Genomic DNA, 2,184 nt, shown 5'->3' on the forward strand with positions numbered 1-2,184 from the left:
AAAATGCGATTATTAGTAAGAAAGGTGTGTGATTAGAGGCGAAATGTATGTAATGTGCTTCAGTGGCTTGTGTAAGCAATATCATCAGTGCTACCGAAGTTATGAAAGTAATGTATAGAATTGAGAAAGAAACGCCTCGCAAATGAAGAGAGGCCGGTTTAGCTAAAATTACTTTTAAAAGTAAAAAAGAGAAACCATTAAAGTAATACACTGTTATTAGAAATGTTGCAACGTATTTATGAAGTCTATTCTATATTGTTCTCTTAAGGGGTCTTTATATAAAGAGCGGATATTACGAGTAAACTTTTTTGTGAACGCTAACAATTATATTAGGACGCTAATTAGCGAATGTTTCAATTTGGATTCATTATGATGAAGGACATACAATGTGGGGCAACTTGTAAGGAATTCATTTTCCAAAAAGTGAATATTTGTTAGGTGCAAAGAGAGATGCAGGAATAGATACAAGGGGGAGTTATTATATGAACGGGAATACTGCAAAGAAAATAGAAGTTCAAGCTGAAAATACCGCACGAAAAAATGAGCAATATGCAGATCCGAAAAAGTGGCATAAGCAGGATACTACATGGGCACTCAGTCTATTTGGAACTGCAATTGGAGCAGGGGTGCTCTTTTTACCGATTAATGCAGGTTCAGGTGGTTTATTATCTTTACTACTAATTACATTACTTGCATATCCAGTTATGTACTACTCACATAGGGCGCTTGCTAAAATGATATATGCTTCTAATTCTGCTGATGAGGGGATCACAGGTACAATTAGAGAGTATTTCGGAAATAAAGCGAGTATCATTTTTAACATCGTATATTTCGGTTCAATTTATACAATCGTACTAATGTATTCGGTTGCGCTTACAAACACTGCAAGTAGTTTTATCGTGCATCAATTGCACATGCCAGAACCTCCAAGAGCTATTTTATCACTTGTATTAGTTCTTGGTCTTATCGCTATACTGAATTTTGGTCAAGATATTACTGTAAAGGTAATGAGTATGTTAGTGTATCCTTTCATAGTTTCTCTACTTTTTATCGCAATATCTTTAATTCCACAGTGGAATACGTCAATGCTTAGTTTTTCAGCTGTTTCAACTGCTTCAACAGGAACAGGCTATTTTGGGACGATATTGATGATTCTACCAATCATCGTATTCTCATTTAATCATTCACCTATGATTTCATCATTTGTTGTGAAACAGAGAGCTACGTATGGAATCGAAGCCACTGATGCTAAATGTGCGCAAATACAAAAGGTTTGTTATATCATGACATTCGCTGTTGTTATGTTCTTCGTTTGGAGTAGCGCATTGAGTTTGACTCCAGATGACATAAAAATGGCAAAAGAACAAAACTTATCAATTCTTTCATATCTTGCTAATGAGCTTAATTCGCCTGTAATCACTATTGCAGCTCCAATTATTGCTTTTGTGGCTATTACAAAGTCTTTCCTTGGCCATTATATAGGAGCATTTGAAGTAATGCGTGACATGATTATTAAGTTCGGTAAATCACGTGGAAAAGATATTGAAGAAAAAACAATTAAGACAGTAATCCTTACTTTTGTTGTATTATCATGCTGGTTTGTTGCTTATACAAATCCAAGTATTCTTGGACTTATTGATTCTCTAAGCGGTCCATTAGTTGCTGCTATCTTATGTCTATTACCGATGTATGCGATTCAAAAAGTTCCAGTACTAGCTAAATACAAAGGGAAAATGAGTAACGTATTTGTTATTATTGTAGGTGTACTTACTGTCTTAGCAAGTATTAAGTCATTATTCTAATTCACTATTATTCGTATTAGTGTAAAAATAGTTAATACGAATAACTTTTTGGACAAACTTCTCACATTGGAGAGTTTGTCCTTTTTTAGTCATTTTATCAACTTGCCGACAAACAGCCACCTTCCAGGCAGAAGGTGGCTTGTTTCGGTATTAATTTATTTTAACTATTCACGTCTGAAGGGCCCTTTTGGAGCAATTAGCTCTAAATTAGTACCATCTGAATCGGGGAAGTAGGCAACTCCTGTATCAAATCCAGATTTCAAGTCGTCTTCTTGAAAGATAATTGGTTCGTCATCTGGGTGCTATCCTATGCCCATCAAGCTAACAAAATGGATTGCCTCTGAAACAAAAAATGATTTTTATTACTATAAAAAACGTAAAG

At 34.9% G+C, this 2,184-nt stretch carries 1 protein-coding gene and 1 pseudogene; one reads left to right on the plus strand and one right to left on the minus strand.

Going from position 1 to position 2,184, the window contains the following annotated elements; translation table 11 throughout:
- Positions 1-482 precede the first annotated feature (482 nt).
- A complete protein-coding gene (locus tag ACQGS6_RS27040) occupies positions 483-1,802 on the plus strand; it encodes an aromatic amino acid transport family protein (protein ID WP_001014190.1) in 1,320 nt (439 codons plus the stop codon).
- Positions 1,803-1,966: 164 nt separating this feature from the next.
- Here the strand turns inward: ACQGS6_RS27040 and ACQGS6_RS27045 are convergent.
- A pseudogene (locus ACQGS6_RS27045) lies at positions 1,967-2,101 on the minus strand (VOC family protein); the annotation flags it as partial.
- Positions 2,102-2,184: the final 83 nt, after the last annotated feature.

The organism is Bacillus sp. GMs2/2 (genome assembly GCF_050172095.1).
Lineage (GTDB): Bacteria > Bacillota > Bacilli > Bacillales > Bacillaceae_G > Bacillus_A > Bacillus_A cereus.